General features: G+C 70.8%; 15 protein-coding genes. 9 read left to right on the top strand and 6 right to left on the bottom strand.

The features are described from left to right. Positions 1–292 precede the first annotated feature (292 nt). Entirely contained in the window at positions 293–1888 is a 1596-nt protein-coding gene (locus ACFXHE_RS06755; protein ID WP_379380610.1) for an amidohydrolase, read from the bottom strand. 96 nt (positions 1889–1984) lie between these two features. Between ACFXHE_RS06755 and ACFXHE_RS06750 the strand changes: the two genes are divergently transcribed. Both ACFXHE_RS06750 and ACFXHE_RS06745 read left to right on the top strand, forming a co-directional pair. Next, entirely contained in the window at positions 1985–2188 is a 204-nt protein-coding gene (locus ACFXHE_RS06750) for a hypothetical protein (protein ID WP_379380608.1), read from the top strand. Then, a complete protein-coding gene (locus tag ACFXHE_RS06745; protein WP_379380606.1) occupies positions 2181–2501 on the top strand; it encodes a hypothetical protein in 321 nt (106 codons plus the stop codon). Before ACFXHE_RS06750 ends, ACFXHE_RS06745 begins: the two co-directional genes overlap by 8 nt. 291 nt (positions 2502–2792) lie before the next feature. Here the strand turns inward: ACFXHE_RS06745 and ACFXHE_RS06740 are convergent, their stop codons facing one another. The 3 genes from ACFXHE_RS06740 to ACFXHE_RS06730 all read right to left on the bottom strand — a co-directional run bounded on the left by ACFXHE_RS06740 (position 2793) and on the right by ACFXHE_RS06730 (position 5353). Next, positions 2793–3287, bottom strand: coding sequence for an FxsA family protein (locus ACFXHE_RS06740; RefSeq protein WP_354832291.1), 495 nt, complete (start codon positions 3285–3287; stop codon positions 2793–2795). An 81-nt stretch (positions 3288–3368) separates the two neighbouring features. After that, on the bottom strand, positions 3369–4031 hold the full coding sequence (locus ACFXHE_RS06735) for a response regulator transcription factor (protein WP_354832289.1): 663 nt from the start codon (positions 4029–4031) through the stop codon (positions 3369–3371). A gap of 89 nt (positions 4032–4120) precedes the next feature. Continuing rightward, entirely contained in the window at positions 4121–5353 is a 1233-nt protein-coding gene (locus tag ACFXHE_RS06730; protein ID WP_379380604.1) for a sensor histidine kinase, read from the bottom strand. A gap of 100 nt (positions 5354–5453) precedes the next feature. Here ACFXHE_RS06730 and ACFXHE_RS06725 point away from each other — a divergent pair, with 100 nt between their 5' ends. Next, entirely contained in the window at positions 5454–6224 is a 771-nt protein-coding gene (locus ACFXHE_RS06725; protein ID WP_379380602.1) for a TSUP family transporter, read from the top strand. A gap of 17 nt (positions 6225–6241) precedes the next feature. On the opposite strand, the gene ACFXHE_RS06720 is transcribed toward ACFXHE_RS06725, so the two are convergent. After that, on the bottom strand, positions 6242–7066 hold the full coding sequence (locus ACFXHE_RS06720) for a TetR/AcrR family transcriptional regulator (RefSeq protein WP_379380600.1): 825 nt from the start codon (positions 7064–7066) through the stop codon (positions 6242–6244). A gap of 187 nt (positions 7067–7253) precedes the next feature. Between ACFXHE_RS06720 and ACFXHE_RS06715 the strand changes: the two genes are divergently transcribed. The 5 genes from ACFXHE_RS06715 to ACFXHE_RS06695 all read left to right on the top strand — a co-directional run bounded on the left by ACFXHE_RS06715 (position 7254) and on the right by ACFXHE_RS06695 (position 12402). Next, positions 7254–8780 carry a TldD/PmbA family protein gene (locus tag ACFXHE_RS06715; RefSeq protein ID WP_379380598.1) on the top strand — a complete coding sequence of 509 codons (1527 nt, stop codon included), beginning with the start codon at positions 7254–7256 and terminating at the stop codon, positions 8778–8780. 21 nt (positions 8781–8801) lie between these two features. Next, positions 8802–10199: a metallopeptidase TldD-related protein gene (locus ACFXHE_RS06710; protein WP_379381387.1), complete on the top strand. Its 1398-nt coding sequence runs from the start codon at positions 8802–8804 to the stop codon at positions 10197–10199. A 161-nt stretch (positions 10200–10360) separates the two neighbouring features. Then, positions 10361–10609, top strand: coding sequence for a hypothetical protein (locus ACFXHE_RS06705; RefSeq protein WP_379380596.1), 249 nt, complete (start codon positions 10361–10363; stop codon positions 10607–10609). 86 nt (positions 10610–10695) lie between these two features. After that, the gene (locus tag ACFXHE_RS06700; RefSeq protein WP_379380594.1) at positions 10696–11292 is read left to right on the top strand and encodes a dihydrofolate reductase family protein; all 597 of its coding nucleotides are present in this window, start codon (positions 10696–10698) and stop codon (positions 11290–11292) included. A 207-nt stretch (positions 11293–11499) separates the two neighbouring features. Then, the gene (locus ACFXHE_RS06695; protein WP_379381386.1) at positions 11500–12402 is read left to right on the top strand and encodes a S1C family serine protease; all 903 of its coding nucleotides are present in this window, start codon (positions 11500–11502) and stop codon (positions 12400–12402) included. Between the two features lie 12 nt (positions 12403–12414). Here ACFXHE_RS06695 and ACFXHE_RS06690 read toward each other — a convergent pair whose 3' ends face one another. Then, positions 12415–12684 (bottom strand): helix-turn-helix domain-containing protein, encoded by a 270-nt coding sequence (locus tag ACFXHE_RS06690; RefSeq protein WP_379380592.1) that lies wholly within the window; start codon positions 12682–12684, stop codon positions 12415–12417. Positions 12685–12763: 79 nt separating this feature from the next. Between ACFXHE_RS06690 and map the strand changes: the two genes are divergently transcribed. Continuing rightward, positions 12764–13531 (top strand): type I methionyl aminopeptidase, encoded by a 768-nt coding sequence (map, locus tag ACFXHE_RS06685; protein WP_379380590.1) that lies wholly within the window; start codon positions 12764–12766, stop codon positions 13529–13531. The last annotated feature ends 358 nt before the right edge of the window (positions 13532–13889 follow it).

Raw genomic sequence — 13889 nt, 5'->3', positions numbered from 1 at the left:
CCGGGACTCCGGCGCGGACGCGACCCCGGCCCGCGTGACCGTCGAAATGCTGCCGCCCTCATCGCCTTTCGATGCCGCGCCGACGGCGCGATCCCCGTCACGCTCGGCCCCTGCAGTCGCCACGGGATCCGGGCTCTCGTCGGCAGTCCCGGAGGCAGTGTCCGCATCGCTGGCCGATGGTCCCGATCCGGTAGCTGCTTCGGCGCCGGGACCGTCGTTCTCGCGAGGTCCGGGATCCGGCGTGGCCGCTCCGATGGAAGGCGGTGCGGCGGTACGGTTCTCGGAGTCGGGCTCAGGCTTCATGAATGGTGACCCCGCGGTGCACGGTGCGCAGGCAGCGCGGCAGGGTGGCGTCCGGGGTGAGGGACGGGAGGCCGGGGACGCGGGAGCGGGGGTCGGTGGACCAGCGCTGCACGGTATCCGCGGCGGCCGCGACGACGAGCTCGCGGGCGTCCCAGATGGCATAGGAGGCAGGGGCGCCCGGGACGAGGGTGCCGGCGACACCGTCGCGGACGCCGCCCGCGCGCCAGGCGCCGCGGGTGGCCGCGGCGAAGGCGGCCCGCGGCGAGATCTGATGGCCCGGGGTGCGGTGGTTGACCGCGGCGCGGATGGCCTCCCACGGGTTCAGGGCGGTGACCGGCGCGTCGGAGCCGATGGCGAGAGAGATACCCGCGGCGGCCATGGCGGCGAACGGGTTGAGGGTGGCGGCGCGTCCGGCGCCGAGGCGGGTGGCGTACATGCCGTCCGGGCCGCCCCAGGCGGCGTCGAATCCCGGTTGGACACTGGCGATCACGCCCCAGGCGGCGAGTTTCCCGATCTGGTCGGCGGTCATCATCTCGGCGTGTTCGAGGCGGTGCCCGCGGGAGGCGACGGCCGGGCCGCCGAGTTCGCCCACGACCCGCTCGAATCCGGCGACGACTGCGTCCATGGCGGCGTCGCCGATGACGTGGAAGCCGGTCTGGATGCCGGCCTCGGTGCACGCGAGCACGTGCGCGGCGATGGCCTCGGTGTCGAGGTAGGAGGTGCCGGTGGTGTCGCGGTCGGCATAGGGTTCGCGCAGCCACGCGGTGTGCGAGCCGAGCGCCCCATCCACGAACAGGTCGCCGCCGAGGGCGTGCACGCCGAGTTCCTTGACCAGCGTGCGGGCTTCGTCGGCGGTGCGCACGGCCTGTCCCCAGTAGGCGCGCACCTCGACGCCGTGCCCGAATTCGAGGAGTTCCCGCACGTCGTCGGCGCCGGAGATCTCGGGTCCCGCGCATTCGTGCACGGCCACAACGCCATTGGCGGCCGCCGCGTCCAGCGCGACCTGCCGGGCGGCATCACGCTGTGCCCGGTTCAGTGCGCCCAGCGCGGCCCCGCGCACGCGATGGTGGGCGTCCGCGCGCAGCGGCTCACCGCGGGTGAACCCGGTCGCCTCGGTGATTCCGGGTACCGCGTCCAGCAGTGCGGTCGAGGCCACCGCCGAATGCGCGTCCACGCGAGCCAGATACACCTGGCGTCCCGGCGCTGCGGCGTCGATCTCCTCGCGTGCCGGCGGCCGTCCGCCGGCCCAGGTGGTCTCGTCCCAGCCCTCGCCGAGGATCACCCCGTCCGGGTGCGCGGCGGCGAACTCCCGCACCAGCTGCAGGCATTCCTCCAGCGAACGGGCCTGTGCCAGATCGAGTCCCGTCAGCGTCAGTCCCAGCCCGGTCACGTGCACGTGCGGGTCCACGAACCCGGGGGCCACGAACGCCCCGTCCAGCTCGATGATCTCGGCGTCCGGATGCAATGCCCGCCCCGGCTTGTCCAGCCCCACCCACACCACGGTCCCGTCACTGACGGCCATGGCCGTCGCGTCAGGATTGCTCGAACTGTAGATACGACCGCCGACAAGCAACTGGGTACTCACGGGTCTCCAGTCTGCCCGACGCGCCTGCCACACTCACAACCGCACTGCGCACCAAAGACCGCCACTCTGGTAATACTCCAGTGCTACCGTGGTCGCATGAAGATCTCCGTCTCTCTTCCCGATGATCGCGTCACCGAGCTGATCAAGGAACAGCCGAACGTATCCGATTTCCTCTATCGCGCCGCTCGCCGCATGCTCGTGGCCGAGGAACTGGCGGCGCTCACGCCCGATACCGAGGCCGACGTATTCGCCGAGGCGTCCGAAGCGGCGTCACTCGAGGCGTGGGCCGCCGATGAGTGACGTCCCCGGCATCCAGGGTGAGATCTGGAAATTGAGGGGCGTCCGCGACATCGTGCATACGGTCGTCGTCCTCGACTCGGTGCCCCATGTCGTCCGGGGCGGCCTCATCGCGGTGGCGATGGTGATACCCACGCGCGAGGCTCCCAATCCCCGTGCGCTTCTGACCGTTCCGATCGCAGGCACCGATCAGGCGGTAGCTGTTTTCCGGGTTGGCACGTTCAGCGCGTCCTTGTTCCTCGAAAAGATCGGGATGCTCGACTCTGCGACCCTCGAGAATGTGCGAATGGCGCTGCGAGCTCGGTTCGATCTCTAGCCGTCCGGCGACGAACTGCCGGAGATCGCGGACGCCTGGCCGCGGGATCACCTGCTGCCACTGGCCGGGCCCGCGAACGGTCCGATCCTCGAGGGCTGGACCCTGCTCGCGGCCACGGCCGCTACTACACGCTGCGCGGCAATCGCAACGAACCCAAACCGGTCCGCCGTCCGCCGCTGCTGATCGGCGGCTGGGGTGACCGCACGCTGCGGCTGGTCGAGAACGTCATCACCCCGGTGCGTGACCGGCTCTGAGGCCGGGACACACCGGGGTGAGGGGCAGCGCTGTGGGTCAGCGGGGGTCGATCATCTTGTATCCGTTGCCCTGGCCGTCGTCGTAGTACTCGGTTACGACGGTGGCGTCGATGACCTCGCCGTCGGGGTCGATGACGACATTGCGGTAGCCGTAGGGGCCGACCGCGGTGGCGACGCGGCTCAGGCGGCGGGCGGCGAAGGCGGCCACGACCGGGCGGAACAGGAAACGGGTGAAGGGCAGCAGGGCCAGCAGACCCAGCGCGGTGGTGAGCAGGCCGGGCACGAACATCAGAACCGCGCCGACCGCGACCAGGGCGCCGTCGGCGACAGCGGTGCTGGGTTCGAGTTCACCGCGGGCGGCTCGGCGGAAGCTCTGGAACACACGCCGGCCCTGCGAGCGCACCAGCACCAGACCCACGGCCGAGCCCGCCAGCAGCAGCAGGATGGTCGGGAACACGCCGATGAAGTGGCCGACCACGACGAGGGTGGCGATCTCGGCGACGAACCAGGCGAGGAACAACAGGGCAGGCATCGGGCGATCCTTTCGATCGATCTACCCGTGCAACGCGCGACGGCGCGGTTTTTCTCCCGGATGCGTCGCCGGTCACACGCGCTAGGCGCTGCCCGGCCGCACCAGCCCGGTCTCGTAGGCCAGCACCACGGCCTGAACCCGGTCGCGCAGGCCGAGTTTGGTGAGCACCCGGCCGACGTGGGTCTTCACCGTGGCCTCGGACAGGAACAGCGCACCGGCGATCTCGGCGTTGGAGCGCCCGGCGGCGATGTGTTCGAGGACCTCGCGTTCGCGGGCGGTGAGCACGTCGAGGACCCGGGGATCGCGCCCGGCGGCCGGGTCCTCGGCGATGAGGCGGTCCAGCAGCCGCTTGGTCACCTTGGGCGAGACCACCGCATCCCCGGCGGCGACACTGCGAATCGCGGAGATCAGATCCTCCGGAGGCGTGTCCTTGAGCAGGAATCCGCTGGCCCCGGCGCGCAGCGCGCCCAGCGCGTGCTCGTCGAGATCGAAGGTGGTCATCACCAGAACCCGGCTCCCGCACCCGGATTCGATGATCCGCGCCGTCGCGGTCACCCCGTCGGTCACCGGCATCCGCACATCCATCAGCACCACATCGGGCCGCAGCTCCCCCGCCCGCGCGATGGCGGTGGCCCCGTTGTCGGCCTCCCCCACCACCTCGAGGTCGGGGTGCGCACCGAGCACCATCCGCAGTCCGGCCCGCATGAGCTCCTGGTCATCGACAACGAGAACGGTGATCGGCACCCCCACAACCTATCCGGCCGCCCGGTGCGGTGGTGTGCGCGGGCCGGGGCCGATCGCGGGATGCTCCGGTCGTCGCAGGTGGGAGGCGGTCAGTCGGGGGCGTCGCGGTCCAGGGGGATGGTGGCGCGGACGGTCCAGCCGCCGTGGGGATTCCGGCCCGCGGTGAGGGTGCCGCCGAGGACGGCGATGCGTTCGCGCATGCCGACCAGGCCGAGGCCGCTGCCGGGAATGCGGGCCGGGGGTGGAAGGACGGTGAGTGCGGTTGGGGCGCTGGGGGATCCGCAGCCGCCGAGGGTGGTCACGGGCTCGACGGGGGCGCCGCCGGAGTCGGTGATGTCGAGCAGGACGTCGGCGGCGCGGCGGGTGACGCGGACGTCGGCGTGCGGGTCGGGGCCGGCGTGGCGGAGGGTGTTGGTGAGCGATTCCTGGACGATGCGGTGGATGCCGAGGCTGACCTCGGGGGTGACGGTGTCGAGTTCGCCGCTGAGTTCGAGGGAGACGTCCAGGCCCGCGCTGCGCATCATGTCGACCACCTTGGCGATGCCGGCGGTGCCGTGCTGCGGAAGTTGTTCGGGCGCATGCTCGGTGCGCAGCAGTTCGACGGTGCGGCGCAGTTCGCGCAGGGCGTCGCGGCCGGTGCCGGCGATGGTGGTGAGTGCCTGTTCGGCGGTGTCCGGGTCGTGGCGCAGGGCGTAGCGGGCGCCGTCGGCCTGCACGATGATGACGCTGACCGCGTGCGCGACCACGTCGTGCAGTTCGCGGGCGATGCGGGTGCGTTCGGCGGCGACCGCGTCGTGGGCGCGGCGTTCGCGGTCGTAGTCGGCGACGGCGAGGCGGGCGGCGACCTCGGCGTCGTAGGCGTGGCGGGCGCCGACGAATTCGGCCAGCGTCCAGCACAGCGCGTAATACAGGGCGGTGAAGGCGATGTCGGTGCCCGACGGTTTGCCGATGGCGGCCGCCGAGATGAGGCTGTCGAGAAGCAGGATGCCCAGGTAGAGCAGACCTTGGCGGCGGCCGACATACGCGACCAGGGTGTAGAGCATGATGCCCAGCCCGAGCAGCGCCGGATGCACGGAGGTGTCGCCGACCGCCCCGTGCACCAGTGACGCCGCGATGGACAGCAGCACCACCGCGAGCGCCGCGGCGCGGGTGTGGGTGCGGCGGAACACGATCGGCAGCGGCAGCAGCACACTGAAGACCAGGTAGGTCGGCTTGTACTGACTGTTGCTCAGGGCGAGCACATCGATGGTGAGCAGCAGCAGCGCCACCACGGAATCGGTGATCAGCGGCTTGCCGCGCAGCCACAAACTGAACCGGCGCACCCGTCCACCCTACGGTCGTGCCCGCGGGTGGCCTCGGGTCGGCGTGTCCTGGGCACTCAACCGTTTGATCTTGCTCCGGGGTTTCTGGTTGGGTCGCCCTGTGAGTCTTGCGGACTGGGCGGTCTTGCTGACCGCGGCGACGGCGGCCGGATGGGTCGATGCGGTGGTCGGCGGCGGGGGCCTGATCGTGCTGCCCACCCTGTTCGTCGTGCTGCCCGGCCTGGCCCCGCAGACGGCCCTGGGCACCAACAAGATCGCCGCGTTCTCCGGCACCAGCGCCGCGGTCCTCACCTTCGCCCGCCGGGTGCCGATGCGCTGGAAGGTCCTGATCCCGGGCGCGGTCATCGCCGCGATCGCGGCCGCCTGCGGTTCCGCGGCGGTGGCGCTGATCGACAAGAAATACTTCGTCCCGATCGTGATGGTCGTGCTGGTGGGCGTGGCGATCTTCGTGACCCTGCGCCCCTCGGTCGGCGTCACCATGGCCACCCATCCGCCGACCCGCCGCAAGACGATCCTGGTGGTCGCCCTGGCCGCGGGCCTGATCGGGCTCTACGACGGCATTCTCGGCCCCGGCACCGGGACCTTCCTGATCATCACCTTCGCCACCCTGCTCGGCACCGAGTTCGTGCGCGCCGCCGCCATGGCGAAGGTCATCAACTGCGGCTCCAATCTGGGCTCGCTGCTGTTCCTGGCGAGCACCGGCCACGTGCTGTGGGCGCTGGGCCTGTCCATGGCGGTGGCGAATGTGGCCGGGTCCGTGGTCGGTTCGCGCATGGCGCTGGCCAAGGGCGCGGGCTTCGTCCGCGCCGTCCTGCTGGTGGTGGTCGCCGCCATGGTGATCCGCCTGGGCTGGCAGCAGTTCGGGGGCTGACCCCGGACCCGCGACGGTCAGACGCGGGCGTCCTCGGCGGGCCGGTGACCGCCCGGCAGCGAGCGCGGGCTGCCGCCGTCGAAGGCGGAGCGCTGCAAGGACTCCGGGCCCAGCCGGTGCACGGTGGTCACCGGCCGGAAGGCGTCGGACTCCTGGCGTAGTGGCCCGTCGGACAGCAATGCGGTCTGCTCCCCGGGCAATTCGCGCGGCGCGGCGGTCTCGGGCTGGGTCAGCCACGGCGCCAGCACCTTCGAGGTGGTCTCCTGGATCTTGCGCTGCAGCGCTTCGCCGTCCTCGAGGCCGGGCCGCTGGAACAGCACGGTGAGCGCACCCGAGACCGCCCCGACCACCGCGCCCACCAGCGCGGCCGCGCCGACATCGTCGAGTTCGTCGGGGAAGGCGGCGCGCAGCTGGCGCGCGATCTCCTGCTGGGAGGCGAGCTGGGCGTAGGCGGCGCGACCCGAGACGGCGGGCACGGTGCGCGAAACCTGCGCGCGCAGGACGGCGATGCGGGCGGCGAGGGTGTCGCCGAGGTGGTCGCCGGGATTGTCCCCGGCGGCGCGCAGGGCGCGTAGCAGCACCTCGACGGGGCGTTCCCCGGCACGGCGGGTGGCGATGGCGCGCACGGCGGCCTGCACACGTTCGTCCGGCTCGGGGAACAGCAGTTCCTCTTTGCTGGCGAAGTAGTTGAAGAACGTCCGGGTGCCGACTTCGGCAGCGGCCGCGATATCGGCGACAGTGGTCGCCTCATAACCTCGGCTCTCGAACTGTTCGACGGCGGCTTCGAGCAGGGCTCGGCGGGTGCGTTCCCGTTTGCGATCGCGGAGTGCGGATGGCGGCACGCGGGCAGACAGTACGGCATCCGGTCAGCAAAACGTGGCATGTCCAGCTGTCGTGCGCGCCGTTTCAGGCTGTGCTGCTTCACACTTCGTGCATCGTTGCAGCGTATGCACTTTTGCGCGGAATGAATTCGGTTCGAGGTGAGTCGTTTCTTGTACGCCCGGCGTGTCGGCCTCTAGCGTGGTGCGGGTGAGCATCGCTACCAAGGTCGTGGACGAGCAGTTCCGCGCGCTGCCGCTGGCCGCGCTGGCCGACGCCGCGCTCGGCGCGGCCCGCGCGGCCGGGGCCGAGTACGCCGACCTGCGCGTGCATCGGCTCGTGCAGCAGTCCATCCGATTGCGCGACGGACGCGTCGAATCGGTGTCCGACAGTACCGATCTCGGGTTCGCGGTGCGCGTGATCGTCGACGGCACCTGGGGTTTCGCCTCGCACGCCGACCTCACCACCGGCACCGCCGCCGAGATGGCGCGCCGCGCGGTCACCGTGGCGCAGACCCTGCGCGCACTCAATCGCGAGCGCGTCGAGCTGGCCCCGGAGCCGCGCTACGACGGCGCGGAGTACGTCTCCGCCTACGAGGTGGACCCCTTCGAGGTGCCGACGCCGGAGAAAGTGGCGCTGCTGCTGGACTATTCGGGCCGCCTGCAGGCCGCCGACGGCGTGGATCACGTGACGGCATCGGTGCTGCAGGTCAAGGAGCAGACCTTCTACGCCGACAGCTTCGGCTCCCGCATCACCCAGCAGCGGGTCCGGCTGCACCCGCAGTTCGAGGCCATCACCGTCGACCCGTCGGCGGGCGTGTTCGAGACCATGCGGACCCTCGCCGCCCCGGCCGGGCGCGGCTGGGAGTACGTGACCGGCGCGGACGGAACCTGGGACTGGGCCGGCGAACTCGCGCGGATGCCGGAGTGGCTGGCCGAGAAGGTGAAGGCCCCGACCGTTGAGGCCGGTCCCTCCGATCTGGTCATCGACCCGACCAACCTGTGGCTGACCATCCACGAGTCCATCGGCCACGCCACCGAGTACGACCGCGCCATCGGCTACGAATCCGCCTACGCGGGTACCTCTTTCGCCACCCCCGACCTGCTGGGCACCCTGCAGTACGGCACCCCGATCATGCACGTGACCGGCGACCGCACCCAGCAACACGGCCTGGCCACGGTCGGCTGGGACGACGAGGGCGTGGCCGGGCAGCGCTGGGACCTGGTGCGCGACGGCGTGCTCGTCGGATACCAGCTCGATCGCGTATTCGCGCCCCGCCTGGGTCTCGAGCGCTCCAACGGCTGCTCCTACGCCGATTCCGCACACCACGTGCCGATCCAGCGCATGGCCAATGTGTCGCTGCAACCCGATCCCGAGCGCGACACCAGCACCGCCGAGCTCATCTCCCGCGTGGAGAACGGCATCTACATCGTCGGCGACAAGTCGTGGTCGATCGATATGCAGCGCTACAACTTCCAGTTCACCGGTCAGCGGTTCTTCCGTATCCGCAACGGCGAACTGGCCGGGCAGCTGCGCGATGTCGCCTACCAGGCCACCACCACCGACTTCTGGGGTTCGATGGAGGCGGTCGGCGGGCCCTCGACCTGGATGCTGGGCGGGGCGTTCAACTGCGGTAAGGCGCAACCCGGTCAGGTGGCGGCCGTCTCGCACGGCTGCCCCTCGGTCCTGGTGCGCGGCATCAATATTCTCAATACCCGCGCCGAAGCCGGACAGTAGGAAAGGACCGACACGGTGAGTGTGCTCCCCGCCCCCGAGGTCGTCGACCGCGCGCTGCGGGCCTCCCGCGCGGACGAGGCCATGGTGATCGTCACCGATGCCCACGAGGCGTCGCTGCGCTGGGCCGGAAATTCCATGACCACCAACGGTTCCTCGGTCTCGCGGGACTGGGCGGTCGTCTCGGTGTTCCGTGACGGCCCGAACGCCGCCCGCGTCGGCAGCGTCAGCTCCACCAGCGTGGATCCCGCCGATATCGAAGCCGTGGTGCGCGCCAGCGAAACCGCCGCCCGCACCGCCGAACCCGCGCGCGACGCCATGCCGCTGCTGCATCCGGACGCCGTCGACGCCGACACCCTCGACAAGCTGCTCGACTGGGACGGCGAACCGGCCACCACCGACATCGGCGTGTTCACCACGCTGGCAACCGATCTCGCCGCCGGCTTCGACGGCGCCGACCGTCTCTACGGTTTCGCCCACCACCAGATGCACTCCACCTGGCTGGGCACCTCCACCGGTCTGCGCCGGCGCTGGGTGCAGCCCACCGGCTCGGTGGAGATCAATGGCAAGCGGGGCACGGGCGCGGCGCTGGCCAGCGCCTGGGTCGGCACCGGCACCACCGATTTCGCCGATGTCGACACCCCCGGCCTGCTGGCCGAACTGGAGCGCCGCCTGGACTGGAGCAAGCGCCGCGTCGACCTGCCCGCGGGCCGCTACGAGACGCTGCTGCCGCCCTCGGCGGTCGCCGATCTGATGATCTACATGGCCTGGGCCATGGAGGGCCGCGGCGCGCACGAGGGCCACACCGCGTTCTCGCGGGCAGGCGGCACCCGAATCGGGGAGCGGCTGACCGGGATTCCGCTCACCCTGTACTCGGATCCCAGCGCGGCCGGGCTCGAGTACCGGCCGTTCGTGGCGACGCCGTCGTCGTCGGAGTCGCTGTCGGTGTTCGACAACGGCCTGACCGCGCAGCGCACCGACTGGGTCCGCGAGGGCGTGATCGAGTCACTGGTCTACCCGCGCGCCACGGCCGCCGAATTCGACGCGCCCGTCACGGTGCCGGGCGAGAACCTGCTCATGACCGGCGGCGGCGAGGCCACCCTGCAGGACATGATCGCACGCACCGAACGCGGCCTGCTGCTGACGTGCCTCTGGTACATCCGCGAGGTCGATCCGGCCACACTGCTGCTCACCGGCCTCACCCGCGACGGCGTCTACCTGGTCGAGAACGGTGAGGTCACCGCGGCGGTCAACAACTTCCGCTTCAACGAGAGCCCCCTGGATCTGCTGCGCCGCGTCAGCGAGGCCGGCCGCACCGAGATCACCCTGCCGCGCGAGTGGAAGGACTGGTTCACCCGGACGGCCATGCCGCCGTTGCGAATTCCCGACTTCCACATGTCCTCGGTGAGCCAGGCGACCTAGCCCGGCCCGGCGGCACCGAACCGAACATCTGAATCCGATTGCCGCCCAGCGCGATCCGCGGCGCGCCGGGCGCCCTTCAGCCGCCTCACACCTCGATCATGACGACTCCGGTGGCGATTGCCTGCGTGTGAGCACGCGCCACCGTTCCACCGTGAGGCACGGTGCACCGAGACCGTCCGTCGCCGCGGATACTCCGCGTCGAGGCGGGCGGATTCCTCACCGCGCCCGCCGCCGACGGCCTGGCCGTGAGGTTCGGCCGCTGGGTGCTGCCGGCCGGGGCGCTGCTGATGGCGGGTGGTTTCGGCTGGGTCGGTTACGCCGTCGACCACGCGCGGATCGTCCGCGCGCGGTCGGCGCGTGAACCGGTTCGGCTCCGCGCCATGGTTTCCCGACAGCTTCTCGGGGCGTGAACGATGATTTGCCGATATCGGCTCCGACTTCATCACAGAGACGGCAATCCCCCGCCGCTTCGTTCCGCCCATGAAGGAGTACGGCAATGAGCAAGGTAGTCACCGGCGCGAGCATGTCCCTCGACGGATACATCGCGGGCCCGGCCGAAACCGGATTCGAGCACCTGTTCGCCTGGTACCAGAGCGGCGATGTCCCGATCCCCAGCACCCACCCCGAGATCCCGTTCAACCTGACCCCTGAAGATGCCGCGTATCTGCGGGCCTGGCTCGACGGGGTCGGCGTCTACATCGTCGGCAAGCGCCTGTTCACCCTGACCGACGGCTGGGGCGGCGTGCACCCGGCGGACAAGCCCATCGTCGTGGTCACCCACACCGTGCCCGGCGAGTGGGTCGCCGAACATCCCGATGCGCCCTTCACCTTCGTCACCGGCGGTGTGAAGGAGGCCGTGGAGGTCGCGTGCGGCATCGCCGGCGCGAAGATGGTAGGCGTCAGCGGCGGCAATGTGGCCCGCCAGTGCCTGGAACAGGGCCTGCTGGACGAGATCTGGGTCGATATCGTGCCGGTGCTGCTGGGCGGCGGCGTCCCGCTGCTGGGTGAACTCTCCAACGCGCCGGTTCTGCTGGAGGATCCCGAGATCGTCGCCGGCACCCGCGTCACCCACCTGAAGTACCGCCTCCGCTGAGGCGCTGACCTCCCGCCTGGTTGCGCTGTCGGCGAACCGGTTGTCGTGACGGTGGTTCGCGCGCATCCTGGGTTGAGGCAACGTAATCATGTAATCGGGATGGTGGTCGTCGTGGACGACGAAGCTGCCCTCTCGTCGATGGACGAGAACGCGAACTCAGCGGCATCGACCCCGCAGCCCGGCTTCGGAACCCCCGACGCCGCGGCGATGGACGCCTACTCGCGCACGGTGATCGCGGTCGCCAAATCGGTGACACCGCACGTCGCCAGCGTGCAGACCCGCCGCGGCGGGGGCTCCGCGGTGGTCTTCACCGACGACGGCTTCCTGCTCACCAACGCGCACGTGGTGGGTGAGGCGGCCGAGGGGACCGTGGTGTTCGCCGACGGGCTGGAATCGAGATTCGATGTGGTGGGCGTGGATCCGCTCTCGGATCTGGCGGTGCTGCGCGCCCGCGGCGGCGCGCCGACCGCGGTGGCGCTGGGCGACGCCGACACCCTGGTGGTGGGCCAGCTGGTGGTCGCCGTCGGCAGTCCGCTCGGGCTGGCCGGGTCGGTGACGGCGGGCGTGGTGAGCGCGCTGGGCCGGTCGGTGCCGGTGGGCAATCGCCGCGCCGCCCGCGTGATCGAGGACGTGATCCAGACCGATGCCGCCCTCAACCCCGGCAATTCCGGTGGGGCGCTGGCGGATTCGGCGGGCCGGGTGGTGGGGATCAATACCGCGGTCGCCGGCATCGGCCTGGGCCTGGCCATTCCGATCAATGCCACCACCCGCCGCATCATCAGCACCCTGCTCACCGAGGGCCGGGTCCGGCGCGCCTACCTGGGCGTGGTCGGGGTGCCCGCGCCGCTGCCCACCGCCGTGGCCACCCGCACCGGGCAGGATGCCGGGCTGCGCATCGTCGAGGTGGTGCGGGGCGGCCCGGCCGAGCGCGCCGGACTGCGGCGCGGGGATCTGATGCTCAGCATCGCGCGCACCGAAATCCGTGACGCACAGGGGATTCAGCGGCAGCTGTTCGCCGACGCCATCGGCCGCTCGCTGCCGGTGACGGTGCTGCGCAACGGCGCGATGGTGGATGTCATCGCGGTGCCGGTGGAACTGACCGCCGACTGAATCGGCCCGCAGTCACGATGCCGAGCGCTGGTTCGCGTGGCCCGGTTGCCAGATCTCGGCGAGCTCATCGAGCGGGATGTCCAGCGCGCGGCTCAGGGCCACCACGGTCCCGAACGCCGGGGTGGGCAGCCGGCCCGATTCGATCTTCCGCAGGGTCTCCGGTGAAATGCCCGCGCTCGCGGCCACCTCCAGCAGCTCCCGGCCGCCACGGGCGGCTCGCAGCGCGGCGCCCAGGCGCCGGCCGGCTTCCAGCTGGGCGGGGGTGAGGGGCAGTCGGACCATGCCCGCCACCCTACGGTTGGTATTTAAATACCGCAACCCGCTATGGTCGGTATAAAAATACCGAAACGAGGAGGTTGTCATGGTGGAGCTCAAGAGCCCGGCCGAGATCGAACGCATGCGGGTGACCGGGCAGTTCGTGGCCGGAGTGCTCAGCGAACTGCGGGAGAAGGCGCAGATCGGGGTGAATCTGCTGGAACTGGAGGCCGTGGTGCGCGACCGTATCCGCGAGCGCGGCGCGGTCTCCTGCTACTGGGACTACTCCCCTTCGTTCGGTCGCGGTCCGTTCCGCAACACCGTCTGCCTCTCGGTCAACGATGCTGTGTTGCACGGACTTCCGTTCGACTACACGCTGCGCGACGGCGACGTGCTGAGCATGGATCTGGCGGTGAGCATCGACGGCTGGGTCGCCGACTCCGCGGTCACCACCATCGTCGGCACCCCCGATCCGGAGGACGCGCGCCTGGTCCGCGCCACCGAGCAGGCCCTCGACGCGGCCATCGCGGCGGCGCGGCCCGGCAACACCATCGGCGACCTGTCCGCGGCCATCGCACAGGTCGCCCGCGCCGGCGGCTACCCGATCAACACCGAATTCGGCGGTCACGGCCTGGGCCGCACCATGCACGAGGACCCCCACGTACCCAACGACGGCCGCGCCGGGCGCGGCTTCCGGCTGCGCCCCGGCCTCACCCTCGCCATCGAGCCCTGGTTCGCGCGCGGCACCGACCGCATCGTCACCGATCCGGACGGCTGGACCCTGCGCTCGGCCGACGGTTCGCGCACCGCGCACTCCGAGCACACGATCGCCATCACCGACGGGGGCCCGCAGGTCCTCACCCGCGTGGCGTGACCGGTCCGGCCTGGGCGCGGAAACCCGGACGGCACGTCGGGTTTCCGCGCCCGGCCGCGTGACGGGGATCGACGTCCGGGCTACGCGGATGCCCGGCGGATCCCGGCGTCACGGTCTCGGGGCCACAAGGACGCCGCCCATCACAGCTGTCCGTCTGCCGGTCGACATAGATCCCTTCCACGACCGCGGGCTGTGCGTTGTGCGCTCGACCACGTCGTTGTGATCCAGCTAACGCCTCGCCGGACTAAGCGTCCGCTTAGTCTACATGTGACCGGAGCCACGTCACCCGCGCCGGCAATCCGGTCTCGGTTTGCCGACCACCTGGTCTTCGCCGCCGCGGTGCAGTACTTCACCACCA

Origin of the sequence: Nocardia sp. NPDC059229, from assembly GCF_042754165.1 — a bacterium.
GTDB lineage: Bacteria > Actinomycetota > Actinomycetes > Mycobacteriales > Mycobacteriaceae > Nocardia.
Note: the sequence above shows the minus strand (reverse complement) of the source record. Positions and strands in the feature narration are given on the sequence as shown.